We start from the raw sequence: 25,316 nt of genomic DNA on the forward strand, positions 1-25,316 counted from the left end.
AGCGGAGGATCAGCCGCGCAGCGAGCGGGGGAGGCCGAACGCGCCGAGCAGTGAGTTGTCGAGGAAGCGGGTCACCGCGGTGATCCGGTCACCGGCCAGTTCCAGCACGAGCACCCCGTGCGCGTGCCCGATCGGGGTCCTCGGATCACGGAGGTAGCAGCCGAACGCGGGTTGGCCGTTCGCGCGGGTCGGGATCAGCGAGTACCGGCGGCCGTCGCAGAGCGCGACGGTGGCCAGGAAGTGCCCGACGGCGTCGGGGCCCTGGTACTCCCACGGAAGCGGGGGCATCGTGAGCCACGCGTCGTCGGTCAGCAGCGCCACGATGGCCTCGACGTCGCCGGTCTCGAAGGCTCGGGTGAACTCGTCGACGATCCGGCGTTCCCGAGGCGAATCCGGCAGGGGAGCGTTCTCGCGGCCGCCGTCCGGCATTTCCTTGGCCATCGCCGAACGCGCCCGGTTGAGCGCGCTGGTCACGGCGTTCTCCGTGGTGTCGAGGATCCCCGCCACCTCGGCGGCACGGAACCCGAGGACGTCCCGCAGCACCAAGACGGCCCGTTGTCGCGGCGGAAGTTGCTGGAGCGCCGCCAGGAACGCGAGCGAGATCGACTCCCTGGTCTCGTAACGCGCCTCCGGGCCGGGCATCCGGTCGGCGATCCCGTCGAGCAGGACGTCGGGGAAGGGCTCCAGCCAGCTGGGCTCCGGGCGGCGGCGCGACGGCTCGGGCAACGGGACCTCCGGTCGGTAGGCCGCGTGGTCGTGCGGCCGGCGGTCGCCCGCGCGCAGCGCGTTGAGGCAGCGGTTGGTCGCGATCCGGTACAGCCAGGTCCGCACGGACGCGCGTTCTTCGTACGCGTCGATCCCGCGCCACGCGGCCAGCAACGTCTCCTGCAGCAGATCCTCGGCGTCCTGTACGGAGCCCAGGATGCGGTAGCAGTGCACCTGCAGCTCGCGGCGGTACGGCGCGACGAGATCACGGAACGCCTCGCCGTCACCGGTCTTCGCCGAACTCAGCAGCTCGTCCGCCCCCATACCCGTTCCTTTCTCCTGTGGTGTCCCTCGAAAGGATGGACACCGCCGTCACCGGAAACTGGTCGGTTCCCGCCGATTCCGCGGAAAATCGGTTCCCGGCCCGCGTGCCCGGTGGCTACACTCCCCGCGAATCATCCCGGCGAGGAAGGACAGGACAGTGCGTCATCACCACGCCGTCGTCGTCCCCTCGGCCCGCTACGAGGTGATCCTCGTGTCTCCGCGCGTCCGGTGCCTGCCGCGCGGCTAGCACCGGCCCGTTGACGAACGCCTGACGCCCTCGCGCCCTCCTTCCCGTCGCCTCGCGACGGCGAGGGCGCCTGTCCGCGTTCGCCCGAATCGCGCCGTCCGAGCTCCGGAGATCACTTGCGAAAGGCCCGCGCCATGCGCACCGTCCCCCTGTCCGCCGTCCGCAATCTGGGCATCCTCGCCCATGTCGACGCGGGCAAGACCACCCTCACCGAACGAATCCTGTACGTCACGGGCACCACCTACAAACGCGGTGAGGTCCATGACGGCACGACCGTGACCGACTTCGATTCCCAGGAGCGAGACCGTGGTATCACCATCTTCGCCGCCGCGGTCAGTTGTTCGTGGGACGGTCATCCGGTCAACCTGATCGACACCCCCGGCCACGTCGACTTCTCCGACGAGGTCGAACGGTCGCTCCGGGTCCTCGACGGCGCGATCGCGGTGTTCGACGGCGTCGCCGGGGTCGAACCGCAGAGCGAATCGGTGTGGCGCCAGGCCGACCGGCACGGGGTACCGCGGATCGCGTTCGTCAACAAACTCGACCGCGCGGGCGCCGACCTGGACGCGGCCGTGGAGTCCATCCGGGAGCGGCTGCATCCTCGTCCGCTGGTGGTCCAGCTGCCGATCGGGGCGGAAGAAGGTTTCACGGGTGTCGTCGACCTGCTGCGGATGCGGTCGCTCGTCTGGGCCGACGGCACCGAGAGGGCCGAGGAGGGACCGGTTCCGGAGTCCCTTGTGGACGAAGCGAACCGGCGTCGCCGTGTGCTCGAAGAGACCGTCGCGGAACTCCATCCGGCCGCGCTGGACGAGTTCTGCGAGTCTTCGGCGGTTTCGACGGAGACGCTGACCTCGGCGCTGCGCGAACTGACCCGCACCGGGGAAGGCGTCGTGGTGCTGTGCGGTTCGGCCTACCGCAACCGCGGTGTGGAGCCGTTGCTGGACGCCGTGGTGGCGTATCTGCCCTCTCCGTCGGACGTCCCGCCGGTCCGGGGCGAGTACGAAGGAACGCCCCGCGAACGACCCGCCGATCCCTCGGCGCCGTTCGCGGCACTGGTGTTCAAGGTGACCTCGACCGCCACCGGGCGGTTGACGTACCTGCGGGTCTACTCGGGCACGATCCGGACCTCGGAGGCGGTGATGGACGTGGGCAGCGGTCGTATCGAGCGCGTCGGCCGCATCCTGCGGGTCCAGGCGGACCGGCACACCAGGGTGGACAGTGCCGTCGCGGGTGACATCGTCGCGGTGGTCGGGCTGAAGACGGCGAGGGCCGGCGCGACGCTGTGCACGCCGTCGGAGCCGCTCCTGCTCGAGCCGCCCGTCGTGGCCGATCCGGTGGTGTCGGTGGCTGTCGAGGCGCGAACGGGAACCGACACCGAGCGGCTGACGACCGCGCTGGCGCGGCTGGTCGAGGAGGATCCGTCGCTCGTACTCCGGACCGATCGGGAGACCGGTCAGACCCTGCTTTCGGGAATGGGCGAGCTGCATCTGGAGGTGGCGGTGGAGAAGATCCGGCGCGACCACGGGCTCGACGTCGGCGTCGGGCGGCCGCGCGTCGCCTACCGCGAGACAGTGGCCCGCGGCGTGTCCGGTTTCGTCTACCGGCATGTCAAGCAGGACGGCGGCGCCGGGCAATTCGCCCACGTCGTCATCGACACGGAACCTTGGGAGGAAGGGGAATTCGAGTTCGAGTCCACTGTGGTCGGTGGCCGGGTGCCGCGGGAATACGTCCGCGCCGTCGAAGCCGGTTGCCGTGACGCGCTGGCGGAAGGTCCGCTCGGCGGGCATCCGGTGACCGGTGTGCGGGTCACGCTGACCGACGGGGCCACCCATGTGAAGGACTCGTCGGAGATGGCGTTCCGGACGGCCGGGCGGTTCGCGCTCCGGGCGGCCTTGGCCGCCGGCACGATCACACTGCTGGAGCCGGTCGCCGAAGTGACCGTCACCGTGCCCGAAAGCGCCGTCGGCGTGGTGCTCGGTGACCTCGCCGCGCGGCGAGGCCGGGTGCTGGGATCGTCGTCGCGCGCGGGAACGACCGTGGTCACCGCGACCGTGCCGCTGGCCGAACTGTTCGGCTACGCGACGCGACTGCGCAGCCGGACCCAGGGCCGGGGCACGTTCACGGCCCGGCCGACCGGCCACGCCCCGGCGCCGGTGGAATCGGCCCGCTAGCTCGACGATGGCCCGCCCACGACACTGTGGGCGGGCCATCGCCCGAACCGCTGTCACCCGGCGATCGGGCGCCGGGCGCCAGCCGTCTTCAGCCCGTCACGCCACCGGCCACGGCGGACGGCAGTTCTGCCGCGGCAACGCGTGCGATCCGTTGGTGTACACGCCGTCCGCGATCGTGTCCTCCATGATCGAGCGGTGATCCGTGGGACGGGCCCACTGGTAACACAGGTGCTGGGCGAAGTACCCGCCCGGCGCTTCGAGGGTGTCGAAGTGGCAGACACCGTCGGTTTCGATGCAGTAGCGGATGTACGGGATACCGCCGAAATCGGTGCGGCCGGGACCGAAGGACACGTAGCCGCCGAACGGCGACGGCGCCCCGGTGCCCGGCGGGAGCACCGCGCTGATCCCGCGTCCCGGCGGACCGACGGGCTGCATCGGGTCGGCGAAGATCTTCGCCCTGAACCGGGACTTGTCCACCGCCAGCTTCCCGTCGGCGATGTCGTTCAGCACCAGGTTCGCGACCAGTGCGCCCTGCGAGTAGCCGACGACGATGAATTCCGCGCCGGGGTTTTCGTCGAACGAGCTTTGGGCGACACGACGGGCTTCTTCGTGCCCGCGCGCGACGCTCTGGTCCATCGGTGTCTGGTCGCAGTTCGGTGCTCCGGCGGCCCCCGCCGGGTAGTGGACCACCTTCTTGATCCCGCCCCGCAACCAGGCGTCGTTGTAGACGGTCGCGGCCCCGTCGCAGGTGCCGCCGATGAGGATGTAGTAGCGCGCCTGGTCGGCCTGGGCAGCCGGCGCCGTGACGCCGATCAGGCCGGCGGCCAGCGCGGCCGCCGCCAGGACCCCCCTGAGCTTCTTCACATTCACGTCCCTTTCGTTCGACTACGGTGCGTGTTCGAACGCTAGGGACGGGTCATGAAATTTCGATGAAACCCCCTCAGCGGTGCGCGAGCACGTTGACCACGTGACCACCGGGATCACGGACGAAGAACCGCCGGACGCCCCACGGTTCGTCGGTCAGTTCGTGCACGATCTCGGCGCCGGACGCCTTCGCTTCCTCGTACGCCGCGTCGACGTCGTCCACCTGGATCGAGACGGCGGGGACGACGGGTGCCGTCTCGTCGTGGGTCATGAGGCTCAGCTGCACCTCCGGCCGATCCGGATCGGCCAAGGTCACGATCCAGCCGTGATCCATCACCACTTCGAAACCGAGCACCCGCTCGTAGAAGGTTCTCGCCTGCTCAAGGGACTTGGTCTCGAGGTCGGCTACCACTCTCTTGATCGCCATGCGCCGATACTGGCACAGCCCTCCGACGGTTTCGGGGGAGCAGGAGCGGGGTCGCGAGCATGAGCGCTCCGGCGATGCCGACCGCCGCGCGCGGTCCGGTGAACGCCGCGAGCAGGCCCCACAGCGCGGTCAGCGAGGCGGTGGTGAGCTTGCCTGCGATCGACCAGGCCGACAGCGTGCGCGCCGCGCGGTCGAGGGGAACCTGTTCGAGCCTGCTGGTGGCGAGCACGGGGTTGAACACGCCGATGCAGGTGATCAGGCAGAACTCGACGACGATGACCAGGATCAACCCGGGAACACCGGGCTGGATGAAGACCAGCCCGACGGGCCAGCAGACGCGCAACCAACCGGCGACGAAGAGGACCCTGTCCCGGCCGTACCGGGCGACCACGGTCCGGGAGAGCCTCGCTCCGATCAACCCGCCGAGACACGGCACGGCGAAGGCGACCGCGTACTCCCACGGAGCGAAGCCGAGCTGCCCGAGCATCAGGACGGCCATCAGCGGCGCGGTCGCCATGATCAAGCCGTTGACCACGATCGTGTTGACGAACAGCGGGCGCAGCAACGGGTGGGTGAGGATGAACCGCCAGCCTTCCCGCAGGTCGCGGCCGGTCAGCCGCGGGCCCTCCCGTTTCGAGGGTAGCGGCTCCGAACCACCGACCGCGCGGACCCCGAGCGCCGAGAGCAGATAGCTGACCGCGTCGGCGGCGATCGTGATCACCGGCCCGAAGAGGCCGACGGCGAAACCGCCGAGCGGCGGTCCGAGCACGGTCGCCGTCCAGGTCGTCGATTCGAACCGGGCGTTCGCGACCAGCAGATCTTCCGGCGGCAGCAGGGTTTTCAGGAACGCCCCACTGGCCGCCAGGAACGTGATGTCGGCGGCCGCGACGATGACGGACACGGCGAGAAGCTGACCGAAGCCGAGCAACCCGAACGCGTACGCCACCGGGACGGTCAGCAGCGCCGCACACCGGATCAGATCCATCGCGATCATCACCGGGCGTTTGCGGCGGAACTCGACCCAGGGGCCGAGCGGCAGCGCGACCACGGCGCCCACGACGAGCCCGGCGGACGCCAGCAGCGAAACCTCCGTGGTGCCCGCGCCCAGCGCCACGATGGCGATCAGGCTGAACGCGTCGAACGCGAACCTCGTGCCGAACGCGCTCGCCGCGTACGCCGCCCAAAGCCAGCCGAACCGTCGCCCCAGCGATCTCCCACCCACTCGCGAGATCCAAGCAAGCCGGGACCTCGAAGTCGAACAACGAGTCGTTGGCGGTTCACAACCGCGGGTTGTGCGACCCGCTCAGAGGTCCCCGAGCACGGTGACCGGAGACTCGACGCAGTCGGCGACGAACCGCAGGAATCCGCCGGCCGTTCCGCCGTCGCACACCCGGTGGTCGAACGCCAGGGTCAGCTCGCAGATCTTGCGTGCCACGAGCGCGCCGTCGACCACCCAGGCGCGGTCGATGATCCGGCCGATGCCGAGGATCGCCGCTTCCGGGTGATTGATGATCGCGGCCGAGCCGTCGACCCCGAACACGCCGTAGTTGTTGACCGTGAAGGTCCCGCCGGTGAGGCCCGCCGGGCCGAGTTTCCCTTCCCTGGCCTGTGTGGTCCGCTCTCCGATCGCGGCCGAAAGCTCCCTTGTGGACAGTGAGCCCGCGTCGCGGACCACCGGAACGACGAGACCGCGGTCGGTCTGCGCGGCGAAACCGAGGTTGATGTCCCGCAGCTGGACGATTTCGTCGCCCTCGACCCGCGAGTTCAGCTCCGGGTACTTCCGCAAGCCCGCCACGGCGAACCGGGCGACGAGGCCCAAAAGACTCACCGGGCGATCCGGTGCCGAGGCGTTGAGCGACTTGCGCGCCGCGACGAGTCCGGTCGCGTCGACGTCGACCCAGACCGTCGCTTCGGGGATCTGACGGCGCGAAGTCGTCAGCTTGTCGGCGACCGCCTTGCGCACGCCGGTCAGCGGGATCCGCGTTTCCCCGTCCCTCTGCTCGGGGACGGTGAGCGCGGCTTCGACGTCGGCGCGCCGGATGATGCCGCCCGGGCCGCTACCGGCCAGCTTCGTCAGGTCGATCTTGTTGTCCGCGGCCATCTTGCGGACGAACGGCGAGATCACACCGGGCGCTTTCGACGGCTTTTCGGGAGTAGCGACGACAGTGCGCGTCCGGCGTCGCCTCGTCGTGGTGGTCGTGCCGTAGCCGATGAGGACGTTGCCGCTGCCCTCGCTCGCGGTCGTCACGCCGGGCTCGCTGAAACCGGGTCCGATGGTGAGCAGGGGAGCGCCGACCGGCAGGGACTGGCCGGGCTCGCCGTGGAGGCGGGTGACGACGCCGGCGAACGGCACCGGCACCTCGACCGCGGCCTTCGCGGTCTCCACTTCGACGACGGGCTGGTCGACCCCGACCGTGTCGCCCTCCGCGACGAGCCAGGTGACGATGGTGCCTTCGGTCAGCCCCTCACCGAGGTCCGGGAGCAGGAAGTCAGGCACCGGCCACCACCGGTTCGTCGTTCCACTGCAACCGGGCCACGGTGTCCAGGATCCGGTCGACGTCCGGAAGCTGATGCCGCTCCAGTTTCGGTGGCGGGTAAGGGATGTCGAGGCCGGTGACCCGCAGGACCGGCGCGTGCAGCTGATGGAAGCACTGCTCGGTGACCCTGGCGACCACCTCGGCGCCGTAGCCGCCGAACCCGGCGGCCTCGTGGACGACGACCGCGCGTCCGGTGCGGCGCACCGAAGCGGTCACCGTCTCGTCGTCGAACGGGCTGAGCGACCGGAGGTCGACGACCTCGACGTCCCAGCCTTCGGCGGTCGCGGCCTCCGCGGTCTCCAGCGCGGTGGCGACCATCGGGCCGTACGCGATGAGCGTGACGTCCTTGCCCTGGCGGCGTACGACCGCGCGGTCCATGGCCGCGCCGTCCCGGGTGAAGGACACGGGCTCCTTCGACCAATAGCGGCATTTGGGTTCGAGGAAGATCACCGGATCCGGTGAGTCGATCGCGTCGCGCAGGAGGTCATAGGCGTCCTGCGGGGTGCCAGGCGTGACGACGCGAAGGCCGGGTGTGTGGGTGTAGTAGGCCTCGCTCGAATCGCAGTGGTGCTCGACACCGCCGATTCCGCCCGCGTAGGGGATGCGGATGACCATCGGCAGTGACAGCGCGCCGCGGGTGCGGTTGCGGAGTTTCGCGACGTGCGAGGTGATCTGTTCGAAGGCGGGGTAGGCGAAGGCGTCGAACTGCATTTCGACCACCGGGCGGAACCCGCCCATCGCCATCCCGACCGCGAAGCCGACGATGCCGGACTCGGCCAGTGGCGTGTCGAAACACCGGTCCTCGCCGAAGTCGGCGGTGATGCCGTCGGTCACCCGGAACACGCCGCCGAGCGGGCCGACATCCTCGCCGAAGATGAGCACGCGATCGTCGTCCTTGACCGCGTCGCGCAGAGCGGCGTTGAGCGCCTGCGCCATCGAGATCTCGGTCATCAGGCCTCCAGTTCGGCGGCGACCAGCGCGCGCTGGGCGGCCAGTTGGCGGGTCGGAACGGCGTACACGTGCTCGAACAGCGACATCGGATCCGGCTCGACATCGGCGTTGAGCGTGTCGCGCACCCCGGCGGCGAATGTCTCCGCTTCGACGCGGAATCGCTCGATGTCGTTGTCGGACAACAGGTTCTCGGTGGTCAGATACGTTTCGAGACGGCGCACCGGGTCGGCCGCGCGCCATTTCTCGACCTCGGCCTGGTCGCGGTAACGAGTGGCGTCGTCGGCGTTCGTGTGCGCGTCGATCCGGTAGGTGTGTGCTTCGACCAGGACCGGTCCACGACCGGACCGCGCGTGCGCTACGGCGTCGTCCAGCACCGAAAGGACCGCGACGGCGTCGTTGCCGTCGACCTGCTCGGAGCGGACGCCGTAGCCGACGCCCTTGTACGCCAATGCGGGGGCGGCGCTCTGCTTCTCGAACGGCACGGAGATCGCGAACCCGTTGTTCTGCACGAAGAACACCACGGGAGCCTTGAACACGGCCGCGAAGTTGAGCGCCTCGTGGAAGTCGCCCTCGCTGGTGGCGCCGTCACCGATGAGCGCGAACGCGACGCTGTCCTCGCCGCGCCGCTGCATCGCGTGGGCGAGCCCGGCCGCGTGGAGGGTCTGCGTCGCCAGCGGGGTGCACTGGGGAGCGACACGGGTCTTGACGGGGTCGTAGCCGCAGTGCGCGTCGCCGCGAAGCAGCGTCAGGATCTCGCCCGGTTCGAGCCCGCGGGCGACGAGCGCCACCGAGTCGCGGTAGGTGGGGAAGAGCCAGTCGGCGTCGGTGAGGGCCAGCGCGCTCGCGACCTGGCAGGCCTCCTGGCCGGCACTCGACGGGTAGACCGCGAGCCGGCCCTGTTTGGTCAGCGCGGTCGCCTGTGCGTCGAACCGGCGGCCGAGCACCATCAGCCGGTAGGCCTCGACGAGCCGTTCGGACGGAGGCGCCGAGTAGCCGTCGTGCTCGTCGACGCGGGTGCCGTCCTCGGCGAGGAAGCGCACCGGGACTTCGGACGGCAGCAACGCGGCGGCAGGGGTCTCCCGCGACATGGCGCAGCACCACCTTTCGCAGACATATGATGCTGAGATGGTGGTTTCCGGGGTCTCAGTGTTCAAGAGGTACGCGAAATGAGCGACAAACTGTCCTCGGAATCGGTTCAGTCCGGCCAACCGTCCAGTAGTGGCGTGGCTCACGGCCGGGATCCGGGACGAACGGTCCTTGCCCTCGACGACATCGATCGCGCGATTCTCGCCGAGCTGACCGCGGACGGCAGGCTCGCCGTCCGCGCGCTGGCGGAACGGCTGCACATTTCCCGCACCAACGCCTACGCGCGATTGGACCGGCTGATGTCCGAAGGCGTCATCACCGGCTTCGGTGCCAGGATCGACCCGCGGCGTGCCGGGCTCGGGACGAGCGCGTACATCCTGATCACCGTCGAGCAGACGTCATGGCGGACGATGTCGGCCGAGCTGCGGCAGATCCCGTTCGTCGAGCACGTTTCGCTCGTCGGCGGCGACTTCGACATCCTGCTGCTGGTACGGACACCGGACAACGCTTCGCTGCGGGACGTCGTACTGGAACGGTTGCAGGCGCTGGACGGCGTGCGGTCGACGCGGACTTGGCTGATCTTCGAGGAACAACCGGGCGTCGCCCCTCGTGAGTGGTAATGCCTGCATGAGTCGGGACCGGCAGGGAGGTGCGTGGCGTGGTCCGTGAAGGCCTCCTTGAGGGACCTAGAGTCCTTCAAGGAGGCCTTCACGGACTTCGGAATCGCCACGTGCATCCCACGTGTAACGCTCCTCGCCTTCTCGCCGAATACAGGCGGGTTCGATGGCGGAGGCGGAGGAATCATGGCGCGGGTCCTGCTCCTGCTGTCGGTAGCCGTGTCGTGCTTCGTGGCGGTCGCCTGCGCGAAGCAGGCACCGCCGGCGCGCCCACCCGTCACGGTCACGACCACTGAGGTGACCACGACGGTCGTGACCACCTCGACAACAGCCGCGCCCGCCATGAGCAAGGCTCCCGCCAAGACGAAAGCACAGGCGGCCTGCCGCGAGGACGAGGATCAGTGCGCCGAACCGGGGACGAACATCAAGTGCCGGACCGGCGGTTGCGTCAACGCCGGACGGGTAATGACGCAGCGCGACATCGAGAAGCAGCGCGACGAGTGGCTCCGCCGTCATCCGGGTTGGTGCGCCGCGGGCGAGACCGGAGCCGTGGCACCTTGCTGACCGAAACGCACCGCCGAACACCCCATTCGGGTGATAACGGTTCGGCATTCGCTGTATCTGACGTACTCCCCATTGACACCTTCCTACGATCGCGGCGACTGGGTGGAGGAATGCGGTGAAGGTGGAGGGCGCGGGTCAGGACTACCTGACGCGGCAGATCGGGGCGCTGCTCGAAGCGATTCGCGAGGAGGGGCCGGTCGGCGAGGGCAGACGGAGTTTCCGCCTCGCTGGGCATCTCGCGGCGGAGGGCGGGTTCCACCTCGGCGACATCCTCGCCGCGACGGCGCAGTTGCTGGCGGTCCACGCGTGGAACAACGGCTATCTCGCGGCGGCGGAGCTGCTGACGCGCCGGATGCGGGAGTTCGGCGCCGAGTCGGTTGAGCTGGTGCGGTACCTCGTGCGGTTGGAGACCGGGAGCGAGCAGGGCTGGCTTCCCCAGGACGACCGGGACGCCCTCATCGACTACGCGCGGCGGGCCGGGAGGCCCGACATCGAACGCCGGGCGCAGGCCATCGAGCCGTTGCTGCCGGAGGTCAGTGGCCCTGAGCGTCCTGATCGGATGGCCAGTGAGTCGTGAGATAGTGCTCGGGGTCTGCGAGAACGCCGCGGATCACCGAGGCGGCGGCGCCCCGTACGGCGGCTCCAGTGCCGAGCGCCGAGCGGACGACCCGGACCGGCGACCACGCCGTGCTGGGCACACGGCGCTCCAACTCGGCGAGGAGTGGCTCACGCAGCCATGGTTCCAGCCGCGCGTAGGTTCCGCCTAGCACCACCGCCGGAACGTCCATCAGATTGACCACAGTGGACAGTCCGACGCCGAGATGTCCCGCCGCCGTGGTCACCGCGGCAGTCGCCGCGTCCTCGCCGGATTCCAGCGCGGAGACCAGATCGTCCACCGTTTTCGCGCCCGCGAGCCGCAGGATCTCCTCCTGGCCCGCCATCCGTTCCAGGCAACCGTTCGCGCCGCAGGAACACGGCGGGCCGTCGGGCGCCACCGGCAGGTGACCGATCTCGCCGCCCGCACCGCGGACGCCCTCGAACAGGGCGCGATCCAGCACGATGCCCGCGCCGATCCCGATCTCACCGGACACGTGGACGAAATCCGGCAACGCCGAGCCGTGCCAGAGCTCGGCGAGTGCCGCGAAGTTCGCTTCGTTGGCGACGGTGAAGGTCTCGCCGAGCCGGTCGGCCAGGTCGACGTCGCGCCAGCCCAGGTTGGGCGCCAGCCGCACGAGCCCGGATTCGACCAGGCCCGGGACCGCGATACCGACGCCGCCGACGGGAACACCCAGCGCGTCAGCCTGCTTCCGCGCTTTGCGCAGGAACGCCGAGACGCGCTGGAAGACGCGCGGGGTCCGGTTGTCCGCGTACCGGACTTCCTGCGCCCGGACGGTGCCGGTCAGATCGACGAGACAGGACGCCAGGTAGTCGACGCCGATTTCGATCCCGAGCCCGTGCGGGCCGGTGGGGGAGAGCGACACGACGGTGCCGCGCCGTCCGGGGCCGGAGCGTTGTTCTGGCTCGCCTTCGGCCACGAGATCCGCCGCGATCAGGCGGTCGACCACGGTCGACACGGTGGCCTTCGTGAGTCCGGTGGCGGCGGCGAGGCCTGCCCGCGAAGTGCCCGGCCCGTCCGCGATCGCGCCGAGGACGAGGGCGGCGTTGTGCTGCCGCACGGTGTGCTGTCCCGCCGGACGCGTGCCGATCATCGCGCGATTGTATTCGTTCGATGCCTGAACGAAAGCCTTGACCCGCCGGAGTGACGTCGATAAGTTCAGGCATCAAACTAATTGGGAGGCGAGATGGCTCAGGCACCGACGCGTGAGGACAAGTTCAGCTTCGGGCTGTGGACCGTGGGCTGGCAGGCGAACGACATGTTCGGCCCGGCGAGCCGTCCTCCGCTCGACCCGGTCGAAGCCGTGCACCGTCTCTCGGATCTCGGTGCCTGGGGGATCACCTTCCACGACGACGACCTCGTCCCGTTCGGCTCGGCCGACGCGGACCGCGCGCGGCACCTCAAGCGCTTCCAGGGCGCGCTCGCCGAGACCGGTCTCGTCGTCCCGATGGTCACCACGAACCTGTTCAGCCACCCCGTTTTCAAAGACGGCGGCCTGACCAGCAACGACCGCGATGTCCGCCGCTACGCGCTGCGGAAGGTGCTCCGGAACCTCGATCTCGCCGCCGAGCTCGGCGCGTCGACGTTCGTGCTCTGGGGTGGCCGTGAAGGCAGCGAGACCGACGCCGCGAAGGACGTCCGCGCGGCGATGGACCGCTACCGCGAGGGTATCGATTTCCTCGCCCAGTACGTCCTCGACCAGCGCTACGGCCTCCGGCTCGCGCTCGAACCGAAGCCGAACGAACCACGCGGCGACATCCTGCTGCCGACCATCGGGCACGCGCTGGCGTTCATCTCCACGCTGGACAACCACGAGATCGTCGGCGTGAACCCGGAGGTCGGGCACGAGCAGATGGCCGGGCTCAACATCGTCCACGGCATCGGGCAGGCCCTGTGGCAGGGCAAGCTGTTCCACATCGATCTCAACGGCCAGCGCGGCCCGCGGTTCGATCAGGACCTCGTGTTCGGGCACGGCGACGTGCTGTCGTCGTTCTTCCTGGTCGATCTGCTGGAGCACGGCGGCTACGACGGGCCGCGGCATTTCGACTACAAGCCGCTGCGCACGGAGAACATGGACGGCGTGTGGGCCAGTGCCGAGGCCAACATGGCGAGCTACCTCCTGTTCGCCGAACGCGCCCGCGCGTTCCGCGCCGATCCCGAGGTGCGTGCCGCGCTGGAAACCGCGCTCGTTCCCGAGCTGGCGACGCCGACCCTCGGCGAGGGCGAGACGGCGGCGGATCTGCTGGCGGACCGCTCGGCGTTCGAGGACTTCGACCCGGACAAGGCCGCGGAACGGGGTTACGGCTTCATCCGCCTGTCCCAACTGGCCCTCGAACACCTCACCGGGGCACGCTAGAACCGGTCGACGTCGAGGACGGCCTTGGCGAACTCCTCCGGCGCCTCCTGCGGGACGTTGTGGCCGATCCCGTTCAGGACACGGTGCTCGTACTTGCCGGGGAACTTCGACCGATACGCCTTGCCGTCGGTGTTCGGGCCGTCGAAATCGCTGCCGATCGTGATGGTGGGCACCGAAACCGCCGGTCCCTGCGCGAGTTTCGCTTCCAGCGCGTCGAGTTTCGGGTCGCCGTCGGCGAGGCTCAGCCGCCACCGGTAGTTGTGGATCACGATGGCGACGTGGTCCGGGTTGTCGAAACACGCCGCGGAACGGTCGTAGGTCGCGTCGTCGAAGGCCCACTTCGGCGACGCGATCTTCCAGATCAGCCTGTTGAAGTCGTGGCGGTTCTTCGTGTAGCCGAGGATGCCGCGCTCGGTGGCGAAGTAGTACTGATACCACCAGCCGAGTTCGGCGGCTGGGGAAAGCGGCTGCTTGTTCGTCTCCCGGTTGGTCACCAGGTAGCCGCTCACCGAGACGAGTGCTTTGCACCGTTCGGGCCACAGCGCGGCGATGATCACGGCCGTTCGGGCGCCCCAGTCGAAGCCGCCGAAGACGGCCTTGTCGATCTTGAGGGCGTCCAGCAACGCGACGATGTCGGCGGCGATCGCGGACTGCTGGCCGTTGCGGAACGTGTCCTCCGACAGGAACCTGGTCGGCCCGTAGCCACGCAGGAACGGCACGATCACCCGGTACCCGGCCGCGACCAGACGCGGGGTGACGTCGACGTAGCTGTGGATGTCGTAGGGCCAGCCGTGCAGGAGGACCACCACCGGACCGCCGACGGGGCCGGCTTCGGCGTAACCGATGCTCAGGTCCCCGGCGTCGATCTGCTTGATCGGACCGAACGAGGTGTTCCCGCCGGTCGTGGCGGGCGTCGCCGCGGGGGCGGCCGCGGGCTGGGCCGAGCAGCCCGCCACGGTGGCTCCCGCTGTCGCGGCGACGACGGCCTGCGCGAACCTTCTCCTGCTGAGCATCCTGATTCCTCCCGCGAAACGCCTGGTACGGGGACGAAATTAGGGTGCGGGCTCCTGACGCGGCGACCGTCGGACGACGTCACCGGTGTACGTCACGTACTAGGCGACTTCCGGCTCGGCGGCCACGAAGGCCGCCTCCAGCCTCCGGATCCGGGCCCAGAACGCGGCCTCCCTGCCGGGGTCGAGAACGCCCAGATAACCACCGGGTACGACGCGTCCCACGAACGGACCGGACGTCCACACCCGCCAGCCACCTGTGGCGTCGTCGCCCGATGCGGACGCGGGATCGTCGGCGCCGCGGATCGCCGCGATCGGGCACGGGAGCCGTGTCCTGGCGGGCCCGCGGTAGGCGTTCAGCAGTTGGAGGTCGCCGAGCAGCAGGTCGAGGGCGTACTCCCAGCTTTCGGGCGAGTCGCGATAGCCCGCGACGGGGGTGAGCCCGGTGCGGCCGAACACCCGCCCCATCGCCGACGCGCCTGCCTTGGCGTTCTTGTCCGGCGAGCGCCGCTGTGGGGCGCACGCGTCCACGACGACCAGCGCGCCGGGGGCGACACCGAGGCGTTGAGCGGTTTCCAAGGCGACGAAGGCGCCCATTCCGAATCCGATCGTCACGGAGCGGGAGAACCAGGCCTTCGGTGTCACAGCGGCCAAGTGTGCGGCGAGCTCTTCGAGGGAGGACGCCGGTGATTCCGCGAGCCGTTCCCCGTGCCCGGGATATTCGAAGGCCAGGACGTCCGCGTCGACCGCGCCCGCGAGCGCGTCGAATGCCCGGCTGGTACCGCCCGCGGGCGGAAACAGCAGGTAGCCGGGTTCGCGACTGTCTGATGTGGACAGTGAAACGAGGGCGGCCGTCATGATCCGAAAGATACGCGCGATTAACCCGAATGGGGTAACGGTTCGGATTCGGCCAAGATCAATTCACCCGCTTGAGGGAGGTTTCGGCAAAAGGCTGCCCGGCCGTGTCGTATCTGGCGCTGCCCGTTCGACGTCCTGATAAGAGCCGGAAGGAGAAAGCGATGAACACCACGACACTGGCCTCGACCACGCGGCTGAACCCGGTGAGCCGCACCTTGCCGGTTCTGCTGGCGATGGAGGACGACGCCGAAGACGTCGGCCGCCTGTCCCCGGACGACCGCCTGACCTGCCACGTGCACGGCCGCTGGATCCACCAGTGCGTGGCTTCCCCGCTGCACGTCAACCCGATCACGCGCCATCGCTGGTGCCGTTCGTGCGCCACCGCTTTGACCGTCTCCGTCGACGAACTGTCCGGCGACGTCACGATGTCCTGTCCTCGGTGCGGTCACGGCGAAAGCGCCGCCTCGGCCAGACTGATCGCCGCCTGCCGAGCCAGTCTGGCCGCCGCGCGCCGAGGCTCCGGCGCGCGGGCCGCCTAGGCGGTGTCCTGCAAGTCTTGTTCGCGGTCTTCGCGCCCTGGCGGCCCCTGGCGGCACGGGCGGACGCGGCCGAGTACGACCCGGTACGAGGCCGATCCGCCCGCACCGCCAGGAACCACCTGGATCACGAAGCCCATCGAACAGACTTACAGGACACCGCCTAGTCCACCTTGATCACCTTCTCCGCGGCCGTGCGAACCGCGTTCAGCACGCCGGTGGCCCACTCTCCGGTCGACTCGTCGGTGAAGTCACTGGGTGTGGTGCCGACGAGCATGGTGGCCGCGCGGGCCAATGCCGCTGCCAGCTGCCCGATCGCGTCGGCACCCGGGTCTACCCAGCTGTCGCCGTAAGAGTTGGATCTGATCGCCACAGGCAGGTCGGTGTCGGCAAAACTGGTACTGGCGCGCCTTGACGCGGTGAGCAGATCGAGAAGCTGGTCGGCGAGCGCGTCGCGCAGGCGCCGGAAGCCGTGGGCTTGAACACCGTAGCCGCGGGCCAGGTACTGCTGGTCGGTCGCGATAAGTACCCGCCTGGCGACCGCTATCGATTCTTCCCGGAGCATCTGGTTGGTCTGCTCGCACATCCGGGCGTACTCGGACTCGAAGGTCATGTCCCAATTCTGCCCTGGCCTGCTCGCGCAGCCGATACCGCTGGATCTCGCTCCGCGCCGCCGGCGTGGTGCCGAGCGACGCGACCCGGGCTGCGAGGCGACTACTCCGGCGTGACCGGCAAGATCGTGCTGGTACAACACGGTGCCTGCCCGTTCGTGCAGAAGCAGACGGCCGCGGCGAGGCGGGCGCGGTCGGTGCGATCATCTACAACAACGTGGACGGCGCGCTGAACGGCACCCTCGGTGATCCGGAACGTCGGCCGGATTCCGACCGGTGGCATCCAGAGCCGGTTCCCGCCAGGACAACGTCGCCGCCTGGTCCTCGCCCGATGCCTGCGCTTCGAAAAGATCAGCATGATCCCCCCTGGCGCCGGCCTTGTTCGCCATCGAACGGAAACGATCCACTCGAGGTCGCCAACGGCGTCGTCTTTGACGATCACTTACAGGACCTAAGCGACCCTGTCGATGATCAGGTCTCGGTCCGGCGGGCGGAGATAGAGGTAGTGACCGGCGTCCGGCAGGATTTCGACGTCGGCATGGGGGAGCAGGATCTTCAGTCGCGCGGCGGCAGCGGCGGAATCGTGCACCACGCTGCGCCCGCCGAACAGGGCGAGCGTGGGCACTTCGATGGACCGCAACGCCTCCTCGCTCGGGCAGACCTGGAACGGCACCCGGGCGCGATAGCACCGGATACCGGCGAGCACGAGCCGCGCGGCTGGCTGGTCGAAGACGTCCTCGCCGGCGGACCACGTCAAGAACCGGCGCCACAGCCGATCGCTGTCGAGTACGGCGGCGGCCAAGCCGTACCCGAAGACTTTCCGGGTGAACGGCGCCGAGACGGTGGTCGCGTCGAGCAACGTGAGGGACGCGAGCCTGCCGGGTGCGTGGATCGCCTGGTTGACCGCGTGCCAGCCTCCGGTCGAACCACCGACGAGGCGGACGTCCCTCAATCCCAGGTTTTCGAAGACGTCGTCGAGGGCGCTCGTGCGGTCGCGGATGTTCTTGAACGGCGCCTTTTGCACGCTGCGGCCCGCTTCGCCGAGAGTGTCGATCGCGTAGACGGTGTGGTGTTCCGCCAAGGCCGGGATCAGCGCCGCGAAACAGGCCGAGGTCGCCATGAGTCCCGGCAGCAGGACGATCGGGTTGCCGCCATCGCCGTAGCGGTAGACCCGCGTGGTGCCGTGGCGCGTTTCGACGTCGAAGACCGTGCCCGGTTCCGGGCATTCGGCCATGGCGCGGTCGTAGGCGGCGAAATAGCGTTTTTCGGCCGCCGGATTTCGGAAACCTCCGATTTTGTCCATGAGCGGAACGCTAGGCAAACCCGTCTTCCGGGTCTTGAACGAAAGTAAGATGACGCCATGGGCGGGTGGGGTCTCGTGGTGCCGCGGCGGCAGATCGTCCGCGCGCCGGGCGAGCGGATTCTCGGCCGTCCGCACCCCGCCCTCGCCGCCCACGTGTCGAGCTACGTCGCGCACGATCTTCCCGACGCGGGCGCGAACTCCTGGCAGGTCACCCCGTTGTCCGTGCTCACCTGGGTGATCGACATCGACGCGCCTGCCAGAGGGCCGGATGTTCCCGCCTCTCCGGTGCTGGGCTTGCGGGACCGGCCGTTGCGCGTCGAGCAGGCCGGGTGTTCGCGCGGGATCGTCGTCACCCTGACCCCGCTCGGTTCGTACGCGTTGTTCGGGATCCCGTTGCGGGAGCTGGCGAACTCGGTCGTCGCGGCGTCGGACCTGCTGCCCGCCGGGTCGCTGACCGGACGGCTGGCCGAAGCGGTGGACTGGCCGGAGAGATTCCGGCTGCTGGACGCGTACCTGGCGGCGAGGCTCGCTCGCGGCCCAGAGCTGGCCGCGCCTGTCCGATATGCGTGGGATCGGCTTTGCGCGGGCCCGGTCCGCGTCGGCGTCCTCGCGGACGAGATCGGCTGGAGCAGACAGCACCTCAACGTCCGGTTCCGCGAGCAGATCGGGCTGAATCCCCGCACCGTCGGACGTATCGCCCGGCTCAATCGAGTGCTGGCGCTGCTGGACCGGGCGTCGTCGCTTTCCTGGGCGGAGGTCGCGCATTCGAGCGGATACAGCGACCAGGCGCACCTCGTCCGAGAGTTCCGGGTGTTGACCGGACACAGCCCGACCGAGGTCGGTAAACCGGCGGGGCTGTTCGTTTCGCCCCGGTGAAGGCCGTTCGTCTCTCGAAAACGCACGCACGCGGATTCCTCTCCGTACAACGAGCGTTCACCCGATCGGCGGAGGTAGGTTGCGGGCATGACCGAGGTTTCGACGCCTGCCGAGGCTGCCACGAAGATCACCGGACGCGCCGTCGCCGAGCAGCGGAGCCTGTCGAGCGGGGTGACCGAAGTGGTGCTCGACAGCGGCGACACGGTGGTCGTCAAACGTGGCCACGCCAGGAACGCGACACCGGCCGAGGCCGCGGGCCTGCGGTGGCTGGGGGAGCCCGGTGCGGTGCGGGTGCCCGAGGTTCGCGGCCACGACGGCGAATGGCTGGTCACGGAACTGGTCGGCGGCGGAAGGCCGACGCATCACGCGGCGGAGCGGCTGGGGAGGGGGCTCGCGGAGCTGCACGCGTCGGGCGCGCCCGCGTTCGGCGCGGCGCCGCCGGACGGGCCCGCTGACGCGTGGATCGGCCTGGCGCCGATGGAGAACACGCCGGGCGAGGACTGGCCGACCTGGTATGCCGAGCATCGGGTCCTGCCCTACCTCCGCCGTGCGGTCGACGAAGGCACGCTGGACGGTGACGAAGCCGCTGTCATCGAGCAGGCTTGCACACGGCTTCCCGAAGTGTCGGAGCCTCCTGCGCGCCTGCATGGTGACCTGTGGAACGGCAACGTGCTGTGGGGAGCCGTCGAGGCGTCGCTCATCGACCCGGCCGCCCACGGCGGCCATCGCGAAACCGATCTGGCGATGCTGCAGTTGTTCGGCTGCCCGTTGCTCGACCGGGTCCTCGCCGCTTACCAGGAGGTCGCCCCGCTCGCCGACGGCTGGACCGATCGGATCGGCGCGCACCAGTTGTTCCCGCTTCTGGTGCATACCGTCCTTTTCGGACGGTCCTATGCCGGGCAGGCGGTCGCGGCGGCGAAGGCCGTCGGCCGGTAGCTCAGCGCGCGAGGCGGTCGAGCCATTCGTCAAGCATCGCCCGCTCGGCGGGAGTCAGGACGTCGTCGGGTTCCTTCGCCAACGCGGCTTTGAGCGCGATCGCGCGACTGGGGATGTCCGAAGCCTTGTCCGCGCGGTCGGTGGTGATCGCCGCGATCACGTGTTCGCGCGCGGCGCTGATCAGATCCGGATCGCGCTGCTCCGGCGGGCTCGCGAGGAAGGACAGGATCACCCCCATTCCGGTCGCGTGCACCAACCGCGCGGCTCGTTCGACCGGCACGCGCAGCCTGCCCGCCTCGGCGATGCGTTCGATGATCCGGTGGAGTATCGCGTCGGCGTCCTGGCGCGCTTCGCGGACGCGGGGCTCGCCGTACATGAGCATGTAGAAGGCGGGCTGGCGCAGGCCGAACTCGACGTGCAGGTCCCAGCCTCGCCGGAGGTCGCGCACCGGGTCGCCGGTCTGCCCGAGAGCGTGCTTTCCCTCCAGGTAGCTCTTGAAGCCGTACGTGGCGACGGCATCGAGAAGTCCGTCCTTGTCGCCGAAAATCCGGTAGAGCGTCGGCGCCTGCACACCGGCGGCGGCGCTGACCGCGCGCGTCGACAGCGCCTCGCGCCCGCCCTCCTCCAAGAGCTCCGCGGCCGCGCGGATCAACCGGTCTTTCGTCGTCAACGTCATGTATCGACGATAACACTCACGTGTTAGCGCTGGTTTGATATCACTGATACAGTGATTCCGTTATCAATGAAAACGCCTGATGGGAGTACTTGCATGGCACGCGTAGCGATCGTCACCGGCGGCTCGCGGGGCATCGGCAGGCAGTCGGCCGAGCGGCTGGCGTCCGACGGGTTCGCGGTCGTCGTCGGCTACGGCGGCAACAAGGACGAGGCCCAGTCCGCGGTCGACGCGATCACCGCCGGCGGAGGTCAGGCGATTGCGGCACAGGCCGATGTCGCCGACGAGCAGGCCGTCGCGGCCGTGTTCGACGTCGCGGAGAAGACCTTCGGCGGAGTCGACGTCGTGGTCCACGCCGCGGGTGCCTTGTACCTCGCGCCGGTGGCCGAACTGGACCTCGACCGGCTGGACCGGTTGCACCGCACCAACATCCGCGGCACCTTCGTGGTCGACCAGCAGGCTGCCCGCCGTGTCCGCGACGGTGGCGCGATCATCAACTTCTCCACGTCGGTGCTCGGCCTCGCGTTGCCGGGATACGCCGCCTATGCCGCCTCGAAGGGTGCGGTCGAGGCGATCACCCTGGTCCTCGCTCGCGAACTGCGCGGCCGCGACATCACCGTGAACGCGGTCGCGCCCGGTCCGACCGCCACGGCACTGTTCCTCGACGGCAAGGACGAGGCGACCGTCGCGAGCATGGCGGCGCAGCCCCCGCTCGAACGTCTCGGCACCCCGTCCGACATCGCCGAGGTCGTCTCGTTCCTCGCCGGCCCGGCCCGCTGGGTCAACGGCCAGGTCCTTCGCGCCAACGGCGGCATCGTCTGAGTGGCAATCCTGGGCCAAGGCTCGGGCACGTTGCGAAAGCCACTTTCGCGACGTCTGACGTCCTGAAAGTGGCTTTCGCGACATGAAAGCGGGCGGGCCCACCGCCGAAGCACGAGCCCGCCCAGTCCTTTATGGACAGATCAGACGACGGTGCCCTCGGAGTCGTCGTCCGAGTCGGTCTCCTCGATCTTCCACTTCAGCTGGAACTCGACCTCTTCCTCGCCGTCGCCACGCTCGTGCTCGATCGAGAACTGCGCGCGGGCGGGGACGCGGAACCGTTCCCCGGCGATCTGGATGCGGAAAGAGGTCTCGGACTCGAGCGCGTCGGCGAGCCGGCGCAGTTTCGCGACGACGTCGGCGGTGGAATAGACGCGTTCGACGTCTCGGGGAGCGGTTCCGGTCACGGTTTCCTCCAGGGTCCGACACCCTGGCCGGGTGTCCGTGCGGTCATTCAATCGCGTGATCATCACGTCGCGGAGGCGGGGTCACAGTGACCGGGCGAGACGGAAGCCCACGTCGTCGACCCGGAAGGTCGGGTGACTGCGGCGCCTTACCGAAGCCCGGCAACTCCACTGCTCGTCGAACCAGCCGCCGCCCTTCAGGACGCGGTATTCGCCGTACACCTCGGCGTCGTACACGTCCCAGCACCATTCCCAGACATTGCCGAGCATGTCGTGCAGGCCCCACGCGTTGGGCGCCTTGCCGCCGACCTCGTGCACGGTCTCCGCGGAGTTCTCGCGGTACCAGGCGATCTCGTCGAGCGGCCCGTAGCGCGGACCGCTCGTGCCGGCGCGGCAGGCGTACTCCCATTCCGCTTCCGAGGGCAGCCGATAGCCGTTCGCGGTCCGGTCCCAGGCCAGGGAATCCAGCCGGTAGGCGGGAGCGAGGCCTTCCTGTTCGGACAGGGTGTTGCAGAACCCGAGGGCGTCCTGCCAGGAGACCTCGACGAGGGGGAGCCTGCCGTGCTCGCGGGTGACCGGCACCGGGGCGAGCAGAAAAGACGCGACCTCGACGGTCCAGTTCCGCTGTGTCCGCCGGTCCGTCAGCGTCACCTCGCCCGCGGGCACAGTGATCATCTCCATGATGCGGCCGATGCTACCCAGCGCGCGGGCGGGTGGCTCGACGTCCACCCGCCCGCGCGGTTCACGAGCGCTTCTCTCGCAGGACGAGTGGCCGCGCGAGGAGAGTGATCGCCGCGCTGATCCACATGGCGTAGCGGTAGTCGCCGGTCGACTCCGTGACGAAACCGGCGAGCACCGGCCCCAGGAACGCGCCCGCGTTCAGCGCGACGGTCGCGAACGAGCCGCCCAGCGTCGGAGCTCCCGGGGCGACATGCATGACCCGGGCGACGAGCGCGGAACCGCAGCCGAACGACAGTCCACCTTGGACCGCCGTCACGACGAACAGGGCGATCGGTTGCGTCCCGACCATCGCCAGCACCGCCCAGCCCACCGGCAGGGCGCACAACCCGAGCACGAGACCGCGCCGGAGCTCACCGTCGCCCGTGCGGCCTGCCACCGTGACGCCGAGGAACGCGCCGGCGCCGAACGCCGCCAGCAGTCCCGAAACCGCCCCGGCCGGGAGGTGGGCGACGTCGGTCGCGATGACCGCGAGGAAGGCGAACGTCGCGAAGGTGGCGCCGTTCACCAACGCGCCGAGGAGCATCGCCTGTCGCACGGCAGGTGCTTTCAGCTCACGTGCTTCGCGCTTGATCGAGACTTCGCGCGGATCCGCCGCATCGGCGGGTGCGGAACGGAACACCAGCACCAGCGCGGGCAGGCACAACGCGGCGACGGCCCAGAACGCGGACCGCCAGCCCGCGAGGTCGCCCAGTACGGCGCCCGCCGGCACTCCCGCGACACACGCCAGCGTGATACCCGCCAACAGCACCGCGGTCGCCCGCGTTTGCTTTCCCCGCGGTGCCAGGGCGGCCGCCACGGGCATGGCCACGGCGAGGAATCCCGCGTTGACGATCGCCGCGACGACCCGGGTGCCGAACAGCAGCGGGAAACTCGTCGTCACGGCGCCGATGACGTGCACCACGACGAAGGCGGTCAGGAACCCGGCCAAGGCCCGGCGTCGTGGCCAGCGCGCGCTGAGCACGGCCATGGCGGGTGCGCCGACGATCATTCCGACGGCGTACGCCGACGTCAGCGCCGCGGCCGCGCCCACCGGGACGGACAGGTCACCGGCGATCCCCGGCACGAGACCGGAAGCCATGAATTCGGAGGTGCCTTGCGCGAAGACGGCAAGGCCGAGGACATAGACGAACAGGGGCAACGGACGACTCCCAAGGGAAAAGTGAACAGGAGGAGCCGTGCGCGGAACAGGAGGAAACCCGGCCGGACGCACGGAACAGCGCTCCGGTCACCGGGAAGCGAGAGGGCCGATGCCTAACGGCCGGACACGACGACTCGCCGCCGGATGACCGGCGGCGGGGTTCTGTCCGACTCGGGGCTCGTCACGGGAAGCACACTACACACGTCCGTCGTCGCGTCTCAACCCGATTGAAACAGCCTCCGTTCCGCGTACCGGAACGCTTTCGTTGCCCGCCGGAAAGAACCCGAGTAATGCGCTCTGACCTGCGGTTTTCCTCATTGTTCCGTTACCCGGATTCGGTTAACCTCGACCTATGATTCCCACTGTTGTCTGGGGTACAGGCAACATCGGCCGCGCCTCCATCCGGGCCGTCGACGCGCATCCGGCGCTGGAACTCACCGGTGTGCTCGTACACGATCCCGCGAAGGTCGGCCGTGACGCGGCCGCGCTCGCGGGAATCGACGGCGAACTGGGTGTGGCGGCGACCGATGACGTCGAAGCGGTTCTGGCGGCGGGGCCGCGAGCGGTGGTGTACGCGGCGTCCGGCGACATCCGGCCCGCCGAAGCGCTGGCCGACATCGTCCGTGCGATCCGGGCCGGGGCGGTGGTGGTGACGCCCGCGCTCTACGCGCTGTATGACCAGCGCAACGCGCCCGCGGAACTGCGCGAGCCGGTGCTCGCGGCGATCGCGGAGGGCGGTGGCTCGCTCTTCGTCTCCGGCGTGGATCCGGGATGGGGCAACGACATCCTGCCGTTGCTGATCAGCGGGCTCGGCACCACCGTGGACGTCGTCCGCTGTCAGGAGATCTTCGACTACGCCACCTACGATCAGCCGGATTCCGTCCGCTACCTCGTCGGGATGGGGCAGCCGATGGACTACGAGCCGCCGATGCTGGCCCCGTCGGTGCCCACGATGGTGTGGGGAGGGCAGGTGCGGCTGATCGCCCGCGGTCTCGGCGTCGACCTGGACGAGATCCGCGAGACACTCGACCGCCGTCCGCTGGAGAAGACCGTGACCACGCGGGCAATGGGCGATTTCGAAGAGGGCACCCAGGGCGCGGTCCGGTTCGAAGTGCAGGGGATCGTGGACGGCGAGCCCAGGATCGTCATCGAGCACGTCACCCGGATCCACTCGTCGTGTGCGCCGGACTGGCCGATGCCGCCCAGCGGCGACGGGGCGCACAAGGTGATCATCGAGGGCCGTCCCAGGATCGAGGTGTCGGTCGAGGCCACCGACGAGGGCGAGAACCGGTCCGCCGGTGGCAACGCGACCGCCGTCGGCAGGCTGGTCGGCGCCATCGACTGGCTCGTGGACGCCGAACCGGGCCTCTACGACGCGCTCGACGTCCCCCTGCGACCGGCGACCGGCAAGCTCGGAAGGAGCGCGCGATGAACATCGACATTCCCGAGGGCAAGGACCCGATCGGCTACGTATGGGGCGAGATGGTGCCCGGGATCGGTGTCGCGGCGTCACAACTCTCGCTCGCGGTGTACTCGCACACCACGCTGGGGCTCCGCGAGTTCGAAGCGGCCCGGTTGCGGATCGCGCAGATCAACGGCTGTGTCTTCTGCCTGGACTGGCGGACCGAGCGTGACGGGGTGAAGGTCGAGGAGGAGTTCGCCGACGCGGTGACCGAGTGGCGGACCACCGACGCGTTCGACGAGCGGACCCGGCTGGCCGCCGAATACGCCGAACGCTACGCGCTCGACCACCACGGAATCGACGACGAATTCTGGAAGCGGATGGCCGAACACTACAGCCAGAAGGAAATCGTCGAGCTGAGCATGAGCATCGGTTCCTGGCTCGCCTTCGGGCGCTTGAACCACGTTTTGGGGATCGACACCGTCTGCGTTCTGCCGAAGCTATGAGAAAAGGCCGAGGGCGGCGCCCTCGGCCTTTTTCGATC

Annotated in this window: 26 protein-coding genes and 1 pseudogene; 11 read left to right on the forward strand and 16 right to left on the reverse strand. The window is 69.3% G+C overall.

The genetic code is table 11. The annotated features are described in order from the left end of the window. Positions 1–9: 9 nt before the first annotated feature. A complete protein-coding gene (locus CVV72_RS07340) occupies positions 10–1,029 on the reverse strand; it encodes a sigma-70 family RNA polymerase sigma factor (RefSeq protein WP_219151652.1) in 1,020 nt (339 codons plus the stop codon). 381 nt (positions 1,030–1,410) lie between these two features. On the opposite strand from CVV72_RS07340, the gene fusA reads away from it, so the two are divergent. Next, positions 1,411–3,447: an elongation factor G gene (gene fusA / locus CVV72_RS07345; RefSeq protein WP_219151653.1), complete on the forward strand. Its 2,037-nt coding sequence runs from the start codon at positions 1,411–1,413 to the stop codon at positions 3,445–3,447. Positions 3,448–3,543: 96 nt separating this feature from the next. Here the strand turns inward: fusA and CVV72_RS07350 are convergent, their stop codons facing one another. The 6 genes and pseudogenes from CVV72_RS07350 to pdhA all read right to left on the reverse strand — a co-directional run bounded on the left by CVV72_RS07350 (position 3,544) and on the right by pdhA (position 9,314). Beyond that, the gene (locus tag CVV72_RS07350; protein ID WP_255632567.1) at positions 3,544–4,311 is read right to left on the reverse strand and encodes a PE-PPE domain-containing protein; all 768 of its coding nucleotides are present in this window, start codon (positions 4,309–4,311) and stop codon (positions 3,544–3,546) included. 76 nt (positions 4,312–4,387) lie between these two features. Further along, positions 4,388–4,666 carry a VOC family protein gene (locus CVV72_RS07355; RefSeq protein ID WP_370641871.1) on the reverse strand — a complete coding sequence of 93 codons (279 nt, stop codon included), beginning with the start codon at positions 4,664–4,666 and terminating at the stop codon, positions 4,388–4,390. Further along, positions 4,575–5,960, reverse strand: a pseudogene (locus CVV72_RS07360) (MFS transporter); the annotation flags it as partial. The gene CVV72_RS07355 and the pseudogene CVV72_RS07360, both read right to left, overlap by 92 nt. A gap of 81 nt (positions 5,961–6,041) precedes the next feature. After that, positions 6,042–7,235 carry a dihydrolipoamide acetyltransferase family protein gene (locus CVV72_RS07365; protein WP_219151656.1) on the reverse strand — a complete coding sequence of 398 codons (1,194 nt, stop codon included), beginning with the start codon at positions 7,233–7,235 and terminating at the stop codon, positions 6,042–6,044. Further along, entirely contained in the window at positions 7,228–8,226 is a 999-nt protein-coding gene (locus CVV72_RS07370; protein ID WP_219151657.1) for an alpha-ketoacid dehydrogenase subunit beta, read from the reverse strand. Before CVV72_RS07370 ends, CVV72_RS07365 begins: the two co-directional genes overlap by 8 nt. Then, entirely contained in the window at positions 8,226–9,314 is a 1,089-nt protein-coding gene (pdhA, locus tag CVV72_RS07375) for a pyruvate dehydrogenase (acetyl-transferring) E1 component subunit alpha (protein WP_219151658.1), read from the reverse strand. The genes CVV72_RS07370 and pdhA overlap by 1 nt, the downstream gene beginning before the upstream one ends. A 78-nt stretch (positions 9,315–9,392) precedes the next feature. On the opposite strand from pdhA, the gene CVV72_RS07380 reads away from it, so the two are divergent. From CVV72_RS07380 to CVV72_RS07390, 3 genes are all read left to right on the forward strand, one after another. Then, positions 9,393–9,932: an Lrp/AsnC family transcriptional regulator gene (locus tag CVV72_RS07380; protein WP_370641872.1), complete on the forward strand. Its 540-nt coding sequence runs from the start codon at positions 9,393–9,395 to the stop codon at positions 9,930–9,932. 183 nt (positions 9,933–10,115) lie between these two features. Then, positions 10,116–10,493: a hypothetical protein gene (locus CVV72_RS07385; protein WP_219151659.1), complete on the forward strand. Its 378-nt coding sequence runs from the start codon at positions 10,116–10,118 to the stop codon at positions 10,491–10,493. A 115-nt stretch (positions 10,494–10,608) separates the two neighbouring features. Next, a complete protein-coding gene (locus CVV72_RS07390) occupies positions 10,609–11,070 on the forward strand; it encodes a hypothetical protein (protein ID WP_219151660.1) in 462 nt (153 codons plus the stop codon). Here CVV72_RS07390 and CVV72_RS07395 read toward each other — a convergent pair. Then, on the reverse strand, positions 11,027–12,202 hold the full coding sequence (locus CVV72_RS07395) for an ROK family transcriptional regulator (RefSeq protein ID WP_219151661.1): 1,176 nt from the start codon (positions 12,200–12,202) through the stop codon (positions 11,027–11,029). The genes CVV72_RS07390 and CVV72_RS07395 overlap by 44 nt on opposite strands. A gap of 93 nt (positions 12,203–12,295) precedes the next feature. Between CVV72_RS07395 and xylA the strand changes: the two genes are divergently transcribed. Continuing rightward, on the forward strand, positions 12,296–13,465 hold the full coding sequence (gene xylA / locus CVV72_RS07400; RefSeq protein ID WP_219151662.1) for a xylose isomerase: 1,170 nt from the start codon (positions 12,296–12,298) through the stop codon (positions 13,463–13,465). Here the strand turns inward: xylA and CVV72_RS07405 are convergent. Together CVV72_RS07405 and CVV72_RS07410 are read right to left on the reverse strand one after the other, a co-directional pair. Then, positions 13,462–14,478 (reverse strand): alpha/beta fold hydrolase, encoded by a 1,017-nt coding sequence (locus CVV72_RS07405; RefSeq protein WP_219151663.1) that lies wholly within the window; start codon positions 14,476–14,478, stop codon positions 13,462–13,464. The genes xylA and CVV72_RS07405 overlap by 4 nt on opposite strands. A 99-nt stretch (positions 14,479–14,577) precedes the next feature. Next, the gene (locus tag CVV72_RS07410) at positions 14,578–15,333 is read right to left on the reverse strand and encodes a thioesterase II family protein (protein WP_219151664.1); all 756 of its coding nucleotides are present in this window, start codon (positions 15,331–15,333) and stop codon (positions 14,578–14,580) included. Positions 15,334–15,494: 161 nt separating this feature from the next. Here CVV72_RS07410 and CVV72_RS07415 point away from each other — a divergent pair, with 161 nt between their 5' ends. Further along, positions 15,495–15,872, forward strand: a complete 378-nt coding sequence (locus CVV72_RS07415; RefSeq protein ID WP_219151665.1) for a hypothetical protein — start codon at positions 15,495–15,497, stop codon at positions 15,870–15,872. 160 nt (positions 15,873–16,032) lie between these two features. Here CVV72_RS07415 and CVV72_RS07420 read toward each other — a convergent pair whose 3' ends face one another. Both CVV72_RS07420 and CVV72_RS07425 read right to left on the reverse strand, forming a co-directional pair. Beyond that, a complete protein-coding gene (locus CVV72_RS07420) occupies positions 16,033–16,482 on the reverse strand; it encodes a hypothetical protein (protein ID WP_219151666.1) in 450 nt (149 codons plus the stop codon). A 449-nt stretch (positions 16,483–16,931) separates the two neighbouring features. Further along, positions 16,932–17,783 carry an alpha/beta fold hydrolase gene (locus tag CVV72_RS07425; protein WP_219151667.1) on the reverse strand — a complete coding sequence of 284 codons (852 nt, stop codon included), beginning with the start codon at positions 17,781–17,783 and terminating at the stop codon, positions 16,932–16,934. Positions 17,784–17,840: 57 nt separating this feature from the next. On the opposite strand from CVV72_RS07425, the gene CVV72_RS07430 reads away from it, so the two are divergent. Then, complete coding sequence (locus tag CVV72_RS07430; protein ID WP_219151668.1) at positions 17,841–18,659, forward strand: helix-turn-helix domain-containing protein; 819 nt, start codon at positions 17,841–17,843, stop codon at positions 18,657–18,659. An 87-nt stretch (positions 18,660–18,746) separates the two neighbouring features. Beyond that, complete coding sequence (locus CVV72_RS07435; protein ID WP_219151669.1) at positions 18,747–19,595, forward strand: fructosamine kinase family protein; 849 nt, start codon at positions 18,747–18,749, stop codon at positions 19,593–19,595. 1 nt (position 19,596) lies between these two features. Here the strand turns inward: CVV72_RS07435 and CVV72_RS07440 are convergent, their stop codons facing one another. Further along, positions 19,597–20,271, reverse strand: a complete 675-nt coding sequence (locus CVV72_RS07440; RefSeq protein WP_219151670.1) for a TetR/AcrR family transcriptional regulator — start codon at positions 20,269–20,271, stop codon at positions 19,597–19,599. A 93-nt stretch (positions 20,272–20,364) separates the two neighbouring features. Between CVV72_RS07440 and CVV72_RS07445 the strand changes: the two genes are divergently transcribed. Next, positions 20,365–21,090, forward strand: a complete 726-nt coding sequence (locus CVV72_RS07445; protein WP_219151671.1) for an SDR family oxidoreductase — start codon at positions 20,365–20,367, stop codon at positions 21,088–21,090. A 140-nt stretch (positions 21,091–21,230) separates the two neighbouring features. Here the strand turns inward: CVV72_RS07445 and CVV72_RS07450 are convergent, their stop codons facing one another. The 3 genes from CVV72_RS07450 to CVV72_RS07460 all read right to left on the reverse strand — a co-directional run bounded on the left by CVV72_RS07450 (position 21,231) and on the right by CVV72_RS07460 (position 23,370). After that, positions 21,231–21,494 carry an amphi-Trp domain-containing protein gene (locus CVV72_RS07450; RefSeq protein WP_125677397.1) on the reverse strand — a complete coding sequence of 88 codons (264 nt, stop codon included), beginning with the start codon at positions 21,492–21,494 and terminating at the stop codon, positions 21,231–21,233. A gap of 81 nt (positions 21,495–21,575) precedes the next feature. Then, on the reverse strand, positions 21,576–22,172 hold the full coding sequence (locus CVV72_RS07455; protein ID WP_219151672.1) for an SUMF1/EgtB/PvdO family nonheme iron enzyme: 597 nt from the start codon (positions 22,170–22,172) through the stop codon (positions 21,576–21,578). 61 nt (positions 22,173–22,233) lie between these two features. Continuing rightward, a complete protein-coding gene (locus tag CVV72_RS07460; RefSeq protein ID WP_219151673.1) occupies positions 22,234–23,370 on the reverse strand; it encodes a Cmx/CmrA family chloramphenicol efflux MFS transporter in 1,137 nt (378 codons plus the stop codon). Positions 23,371–23,722: 352 nt separating this feature from the next. On the opposite strand from CVV72_RS07460, the gene CVV72_RS07465 reads away from it, so the two are divergent. Both CVV72_RS07465 and CVV72_RS07470 read left to right on the forward strand, forming a co-directional pair. Next, on the forward strand, positions 23,723–24,802 hold the full coding sequence (locus CVV72_RS07465; protein ID WP_219151674.1) for a dihydrodipicolinate reductase: 1,080 nt from the start codon (positions 23,723–23,725) through the stop codon (positions 24,800–24,802). After that, on the forward strand, positions 24,799–25,278 hold the full coding sequence (locus tag CVV72_RS07470) for a carboxymuconolactone decarboxylase family protein (RefSeq protein ID WP_034318653.1): 480 nt from the start codon (positions 24,799–24,801) through the stop codon (positions 25,276–25,278). The genes CVV72_RS07465 and CVV72_RS07470 overlap by 4 nt, the downstream gene beginning before the upstream one ends. The last annotated feature ends 38 nt before the right edge of the window (positions 25,279–25,316 follow it).

Origin of the sequence: Amycolatopsis sp. TNS106, assembly GCF_019330265.1 — a bacterium.
GTDB classification, from domain to species: domain Bacteria; phylum Actinomycetota; class Actinomycetes; order Mycobacteriales; family Pseudonocardiaceae; genus Amycolatopsis; species Amycolatopsis lurida.

Bases quoted from the DNA above. Each gene is read 5' to 3' on its own strand.
- CVV72_RS07425 (WP_219151667.1), bottom strand. From the start codon at position 17,783: ATGGACAAAATCGGAGGTTTCCGAAATCCGGCGGCCGAAAAACGCTAT.
- CVV72_RS07340 (WP_219151652.1), bottom strand. From the start codon at position 1,029: ATGGGGGCGGACGAGCTGCTGAGTTCGGCGAAGACCGGTGACGGCGAG.
- CVV72_RS07470 (WP_034318653.1), top strand. From the start codon at position 24,799: ATGAACATCGACATTCCCGAGGGCAAGGACCCGATCGGCTACGTATGG.
- CVV72_RS07445 (WP_219151671.1), top strand. From the start codon at position 20,365: ATGGCACGCGTAGCGATCGTCACCGGCGGCTCGCGGGGCATCGGCAGG.
- CVV72_RS07430 (WP_219151668.1), top strand. From the start codon at position 17,841: ATGGGCGGGTGGGGTCTCGTGGTGCCGCGGCGGCAGATCGTCCGCGCG.
- CVV72_RS07420 (WP_219151666.1), bottom strand. From the start codon at position 16,482: ATGACCTTCGAGTCCGAGTACGCCCGGATGTGCGAGCAGACCAACCAG.
- CVV72_RS07405 (WP_219151663.1), bottom strand. From the start codon at position 14,478: ATGCTCAGCAGGAGAAGGTTCGCGCAGGCCGTCGTCGCCGCGACAGCG.
- CVV72_RS07465 (WP_219151674.1), top strand. From the start codon at position 23,723: ATGATTCCCACTGTTGTCTGGGGTACAGGCAACATCGGCCGCGCCTCC.
- CVV72_RS07435 (WP_219151669.1), top strand. From the start codon at position 18,747: ATGACCGAGGTTTCGACGCCTGCCGAGGCTGCCACGAAGATCACCGGA.
- pdhA (WP_219151658.1), bottom strand. From the start codon at position 9,314: ATGTCGCGGGAGACCCCTGCCGCCGCGTTGCTGCCGTCCGAAGTCCCG.
- CVV72_RS07380 (WP_370641872.1), top strand. From the start codon at position 9,393: ATGAGCGACAAACTGTCCTCGGAATCGGTTCAGTCCGGCCAACCGTCC.
- CVV72_RS07415 (WP_219151665.1), top strand. From the start codon at position 15,495: ATGAACACCACGACACTGGCCTCGACCACGCGGCTGAACCCGGTGAGC.
- fusA (WP_219151653.1), top strand. From the start codon at position 1,411: ATGCGCACCGTCCCCCTGTCCGCCGTCCGCAATCTGGGCATCCTCGCC.
- CVV72_RS07385 (WP_219151659.1), top strand. From the start codon at position 10,116: ATGGCGCGGGTCCTGCTCCTGCTGTCGGTAGCCGTGTCGTGCTTCGTG.
- xylA (WP_219151662.1), top strand. From the start codon at position 12,296: ATGGCTCAGGCACCGACGCGTGAGGACAAGTTCAGCTTCGGGCTGTGG.
- CVV72_RS07410 (WP_219151664.1), bottom strand. From the start codon at position 15,333: ATGACGGCCGCCCTCGTTTCACTGTCCACATCAGACAGTCGCGAACCC.
- CVV72_RS07395 (WP_219151661.1), bottom strand. From the start codon at position 12,202: ATGATCGGCACGCGTCCGGCGGGACAGCACACCGTGCGGCAGCACAAC.
- CVV72_RS07455 (WP_219151672.1), bottom strand. From the start codon at position 22,172: ATGGAGATGATCACTGTGCCCGCGGGCGAGGTGACGCTGACGGACCGG.
- CVV72_RS07370 (WP_219151657.1), bottom strand. From the start codon at position 8,226: ATGACCGAGATCTCGATGGCGCAGGCGCTCAACGCCGCTCTGCGCGAC.
- CVV72_RS07440 (WP_219151670.1), bottom strand. From the start codon at position 20,271: ATGACGTTGACGACGAAAGACCGGTTGATCCGCGCGGCCGCGGAGCTC.